Below are 6090 nucleotides of genomic sequence, written 5' to 3'. Positions count from 1 at the left end.
AGTTAGTGATGTAGCTTTACAACAATTATTATTTGAAGTTGAAAATGTACCTTTTCCAACTCCAAAAGATTACAAATTTAAATTTATCGATTTATTTGCTGGAATTGGAGGTTTTAGATTAGCGTTACAAAATTTAGGAGGTAAATGTGTTTTTACCAGTGAATGGGATGAAAATGCTAAAAAAACATATAGAGCTAACTTTGGAGAAACACCTTTTGGAGATATTACCAAAGAATATACAAAAAAATATATACCTGAAAATTTTGATGTTTTATGTGCAGGATTTCCATGTCAAGCATTTTCTATTGCTGGAAAACGTGGTGGTTTTGAAGATACAAGAGGGACACTATTTTTTGATGTTGCCGAAATTATAAAACACAAACAACCAAAAGCAATTTTTCTAGAAAATGTAAAAGGTTTAAGAAACCATAATGGAGGAAAAACTTTAGCGACAATTCTAAATGTTTTACGAAACGATTTGGGTTATTTTGTACCTGAACCTCAAATAATCAATGCAAAAGATTTTGGAGTTCCACAAAACAGAGAACGTATTTATATTGTTGGATTTCATCAAAGTACAAATGTTACTGATTTTGAATACCCAAAACCCTTGGACAAAAAAGTAACTTTTGCAGACGTCAAGGAAAAGAAAGTTCCCGCAACAAAATATTTTCTTTCTACTCAATACGTTCAAACTTTGGTTAATCACAAGGCAAGACATGAAGGAAAAGGAAATGGATTTGGTTATGCAATTATTTCTGACAATGAAATAGCAAATGCAGTAGTTTGTGGAGGTATGGGAAGAGAAAGAAATTTGGTTTTAGACTATAGAATTACAGATTTTACACCAACAACTCACATAAAAGGAATTGTTAATCGAGAAGGAATTCGTAAAATGACTCCACGAGAATGGGCAAGATTACAAGGATTTCCTGACGAATTTTTAATTCCAGTTGCTGATGCATCTGCTTATAAACAATTTGGTAACTCTGTAGCTGTACCAGCTATTCAAGCTACTGCAAATGAAATATTAAAACTAATCGGAATTAAGAAATGATAACAGGGAACAAAGGAGAATGGAGCGAAATTTATGCGTTGTTTAAACTTTTGGGCGACAAAGAATTACATCCTGGAAATAGCGAAATTAAAAAACTTGAAAATCTAGTATATCCAATTTTAAGAATACTGCGTACTGAAGTCAATGGAAATTTTGAATATTCAATTGAAGATGATATTGTTGTAATATCAGGAAATGAAGAAGTTTTTCGTATACCAATTACAGAATTTCAAGAAAGAGCTAAATATTTGCTGACCGAAATTAGACGTAATTCAGGAACGTTTTCTATTCCTGATATTGAAAATTTTATGCAGAGTATTAATTGTCTCTCGCTGAAAGCAAATTCTTCTGCAAAAACTGATATTACAATTGTCATTCACGACCAAAGAACAGGACTTCAGCCGTCTTTAGGCTTTAGTATAAAATCACAATTAGGAAATCCTTCTACTTTATTGAATGCAGGCGAAACTACAAATTTTATCTTCAAAATTTCTGGAGTAAATATTAATCAACAAGAGATTGATGAGATTAATAATATTTCATCAAAAAGTAAAATTAAAGACCGAATTTCAGAGATAAAAAACAAAGGAGGAAAATTTGAATTTGTAAAAACTCAACGAACAATTTTTAGTAATAACCTAATTTTAATAGACAGTTTATTGCCACAAATTTTGGCAAATGTTGTTCTTGACTTCTACTCAACTTCTTATTCAAATATGGAAGATTTAGTAAAATTAATGGAAAATGAAAATCCATTAAAATTTGACACAACAGACAAGCACTTATTTTACAGCTACAAAATCAAACGTTTTTTAACTGACATTGCTTTAGGTATGATGCCGTCAAAAGTTTGGACAGGTCAATATGATGCAACAGGAGGTTATTTAATTGTAAAATCTGATGGGGAAATTTTATGCTACCACATTTATAATAAAAACGAATTTGAAAATTATTTACTTGCTAACACAAAACTTGAAACAGCAAGTAGTTCACGGCACGGATTTGGAGAGATTTATGAAGAGAATGGACAATTAAACTTCAAACTTAATTTGCAAATACGCTTTAAATAAATTAATATAAAAGGGCAATTTCAGCTTATGCATAAATCCTTTCGCGTTCGATTCAAGTAATGCGTAGTTGAGTAGCGCTGATGAAATTGAAGAGGTAACGAACTTAAACGAGATGCTGAAACAAGTTCAGCAGGACAAGATAGAGGAAGTTTAGTAAGACAGAGAAGAATCAACGCACTGTTTGTCAACCTGAACTTGTTTCAGGTTCTAATGAGAGTTTGAAAGGAGATGCTGAAATCGGAGAAGCAACGAATGTAAGCAGGTTCAGCGATAGAATATAAACTTGTAAAAAGACGTTGAGCATGCTAAAAAAGATTCCAAATTTCAGTCACGATAATAAAAAGATGTTTTAGCTAGGTCATCGGGCAGTCTTATGAGTGTAGATAGAGAAGCAAGATTAACCAATTTACCAATTGAGAAAATAAACTAATAAATCATCACATTGTTTTCATTTCATTGTACCCTAGCTCTGTTTTCAAAAACAAGCCCGATAGTTTTAAAAGCTGTTGGGTTTTTTTATCTTTGTCCTATATAAAATCACTATGGAATTAAAATTAAATCGACCAATCTGTTTCTTTGATTTAGAAACGACAGGTATAGACGTAGGGAAGGACCGAATTGTTGAAATTTCAATTTTTAAAGTTTTTCCAAACGGTAATAAAGAAAGTAAAACATGGTTGGTTAATCCAACTATTCCTATTCCACCACAATCTACAGCTGTTCATGGAATTACAAATGAAAAAGTAGCTCATGAACCTACTTTTAAGGAATTGGCTCCTCATGTATACAATATGATTAAAGATGCCGACTTGGCAGGTTTTAATTCTGACCGATTTGATATACCATTACTAGCAGAAGAGTTGCTTCGTGCTGAGGTTGATTTTGATATGAAAAATAGAGTTTCGGTAGATGTACAAACTATTTTTCATAAAATGGAAGAGCGAACCTTGTCAGCGGCTTACAAATTTTACTGCGGACAGTCATTAGAAAATGCTCACAGTGCTGCGGCTGATACGCTGGCGACATATGAAATATTAAAAGCACAATTAGACCGTTATCCAGATTTAGTAAATGACATAAAAAGCTTGTCTGAATTTACAACTCGAAAAAAATCGGTTGATTTTGCTGGTTTTATAGCAATAAACGATAAAGGGCAAGAGTTTTTTACTTTTGGTAAATATAAAAACGTGTTGGTTGATGATGTTTTTGATAAAGATCCAGGTTATTACGGTTGGATTCAAAATGCGGATTTCCCCTTGTATACCAAAAAAGTATTGACAGGTTTAAAATTAAGAAAGTTAAGTACTAAATAATTATTTCAATCAGCTAAAAAGGATAAAATGAAGATCATTTGTATTGGACGCAATTATGTGGACCACATTTCTGAATTAAATAATGAACGACCAGATGAACCTGTTATTTTCATGAAACCCGACACGGCAATTTTACCTAAAGATGCCGATTTTTATATCCCTGAATTTACACAAGATTTGCATCATGAAGTTGAGGTTGTGGTTAAGATAAATAAGGTGGGGAAATACATTGATAAAAAGTTTGCTCATAAATATTATGATGAAATTGGACTAGGCATAGATTTCACAGCAAGAGATGTGCAAACTAAGTTAAAAGAAAAGGGTTTACCATGGGAAAAATCGAAGGCATTTGACCATTCAGCGATTATTGGTAGCTTTTTGTCGAAAAAAGAGTTGACTTCTTTAGAAAATATTAACTTTGAATTAAGAAATAACGATCAGTTAGTTCAACAAGGAAATACTTCTTTAATGTTGTGGAATATAGATGAGATTATCGCTTATGTGTCTCAATTCTTTACACTAAAAACAGGAGACATTATTTTTACGGGTACACCTAAAGGAGTGGCAGCTGTAAAAGAAAATGATGTTTTAGAAGGATTTCTAGAAGGAAGGTCGATGTTTAAAATTCAAGTTAAATAATATGGCATTACAATATAATCTTTCTAAAGTTTATGAGATTTCAGAGAATGATAATGAGTTTGCATTACAAATTGTTTCTCTCTTTTTACAGGAAGTACCTGCTGAATTAAAATCTATTAAAGAGGGTATTGAGTTAAAAGATTATTCTCGAACGTACGCTGCTGCTCATAAAATTAAACCAACTCTAGATTTACTAGGAATGGATTTAGCTTATGATGATAATCTGGAAATAATGAATTGGACTAAAGTAGAAGGGAAACGTAAAGAAATTAAGGAAGTGTATAAATCATTGAAAGATCGTATTGACGCTGCTGTAGCTGAACTTAAAAAAGATTTTAAATTGAATTAAAAAACAAATCTTAAAGCTATATTAAAAAATCACGTTTTCGCGTGATTTTTTTTATTTTTACGCCCTGTTAAATCTAAAAAATGAAAGCTTCAATTATAACTATTGGCGATGAAATTCTCATTGGCCAAATTGTAGATACTAATTCCTCTTACATTGCCAAGGCATTAGATAAAATTGGGATTGCTACCAATGAAATGTTGTCTATTTCAGATGATAAAAACCATATACTTCGTACGTTACAATATGTGCAAAATCAATTTAATGTTGTGGTTGTAACAGGAGGATTAGGGCCAACAAAAGACGATATTACTAAAAAAACGTTTTGCGAATATTTTAATGATACTTTAATAGAAGATCCAGCTGTTTTATTGCACGTTAAAGAAATTATAGAAGGTTTTTATAAAAGACCAATTACTCAGTTAAATAAAGACCAAGCCTTAGTTCCTTCTAAGTGTAAAGTTTTGTTTAATAAAATGGGAACTGCCCCAGGGATGTTAATAGCGCATGAAGATACTATTTTTGTCTCTCTTCCTGGCGTGCCTTATGAAATGAAATACTTGATAGATAATGAGGTTATCCCTTATTTGGTTTCTAAATTTAAACGTCCTTACATTGTACATAAAACTCTAATGACTTACGGGAGAGGAGAAAGTCTAATTGCAGAACAAATAGAAGAATGGGAAGAGAACTTACCTAAATTTATTAAACTAGCGTACTTGCCAAGTCCTGGTAAAGTTCGCTTAAGATTAACTGCTCGCGGTGAAAATGAATTGATTTTGAAAGAGACAATTGACCAAGAAGTAGATAAGTTAAAAGCGATCATAGGTGATATCATTGTTGGATTTGAAGAGGAAGAGTCGATTGAAGTGATTGTAGGTAGAAAATTGAGTCAGTCTGGTTTAACTATTTCAACGGCTGAAAGTTGCACAGGAGGTAAAATAGCACAAATGATTACTGCTGTATCTGGAGCCTCTTCCTATTTTAAAGGAGGTGTTGTTCCTTATGCAACAGAGATGAAAACTAAAATTTTAGGAGTTGACCCTTCAGTTATTGTTGAGCATTCAGTAGTTAGTTCTGAAGTGGCAAGAGAAATGGCTTTAAATTGTAAAAAAATATTTGATTCAGATTATGCTATTGCAACAACAGGAAATGCGGGGCCATCAAAAGGCGATGCTGATGCAGAAATAGGGACCGTTTTTGTTGCTATTGCTATTCCTGAAAGTGTTTTAGTTGAAGAATTTAACTTTGGTCAACCTCGTGAAAAGGTAATAGAAAGGGCAGTTGCCAAAGCATTTGAACTTCTTTATAAAGAAATTTTAAAAAACTAGTGAAAAATAGTTGCATTGTATTTTAAAAATTTGTTTCTTTGCACCCTGATTTTGAATAACGATATAAAGTTTAGTAATAATGTCAAGAGTTTGTGAACTTACAGGTAAAAGAGCAATGGTTGGGAACAACGTTTCTCATGCTATGAACAAAACAAAGAGAAAATTCTCTGTTAATTTAGTAAAAAAACGTTTTTACATTGCTGAAGAAGATAGATGGGTAACATTGAAAATTTCTACAGCTGCTTTAAAAACTATTAACAAAAATGGTATTGCTGCTGTTTTAAAACAAGCAAAAGCAAACGGATTTGTGAAATAATCTGGTAATCATTTAATA

7 protein-coding genes are annotated in these 6090 nt (G+C 32.0%); all 7 read left to right on the top strand.

What is annotated here, in order from left to right:
- Nucleotides 1-1057 (top strand): DNA cytosine methyltransferase (locus tag QZ824_RS03750; RefSeq protein ID WP_291274692.1); only part of this gene is annotated, 1057 nt, incomplete at its 5' end.
- The gene (locus QZ824_RS03745) at nt 1054-2127 is read left to right on the top strand and encodes an HpaII family restriction endonuclease (protein WP_291274691.1); all 1074 of its coding nucleotides are present in this window, start codon (nt 1054-1056) and stop codon (nt 2125-2127) included. The genes QZ824_RS03750 and QZ824_RS03745, both read left to right, overlap by 4 nt.
- A 542-nt stretch (nt 2128-2669) precedes the next feature.
- Entirely contained in the window at nt 2670-3440 is a 771-nt protein-coding gene (locus QZ824_RS03740) for a 3'-5' exonuclease (protein ID WP_291274690.1), read from the top strand.
- Between the two features lie 27 nt (nt 3441-3467).
- Nucleotides 3468-4079: a fumarylacetoacetate hydrolase family protein gene (locus QZ824_RS03735; protein WP_291274689.1), complete on the top strand. Its 612-nt coding sequence runs from the start codon at nt 3468-3470 to the stop codon at nt 4077-4079.
- A gap of 1 nt (nt 4080) precedes the next feature.
- On the top strand, nt 4081-4428 hold the full coding sequence (locus QZ824_RS03730; protein WP_291274688.1) for a histidine kinase: 348 nt from the start codon (nt 4081-4083) through the stop codon (nt 4426-4428).
- An 80-nt stretch (nt 4429-4508) separates the two neighbouring features.
- Nucleotides 4509-5756 (top strand): CinA family nicotinamide mononucleotide deamidase-related protein, encoded by a 1248-nt coding sequence (locus QZ824_RS03725; RefSeq protein WP_291274687.1) that lies wholly within the window; start codon nt 4509-4511, stop codon nt 5754-5756.
- A 79-nt stretch (nt 5757-5835) separates the two neighbouring features.
- Nucleotides 5836-6072 carry a 50S ribosomal protein L28 gene (gene rpmB / locus QZ824_RS03720; RefSeq protein WP_014389078.1) on the top strand — a complete coding sequence of 79 codons (237 nt, stop codon included), beginning with the start codon at nt 5836-5838 and terminating at the stop codon, nt 6070-6072.
- Nucleotides 6073-6090 lie beyond the last annotated feature (18 nt).

The organism is Flavobacterium sp., assembly GCF_021151785.1.
Taxonomy (GTDB): domain Bacteria; phylum Bacteroidota; class Bacteroidia; order Flavobacteriales; family Flavobacteriaceae; genus Flavobacterium.
The sequence above is the reverse complement of the archived record's forward strand: the minus strand, read 5'-3'. Positions and strand labels throughout refer to the sequence as shown.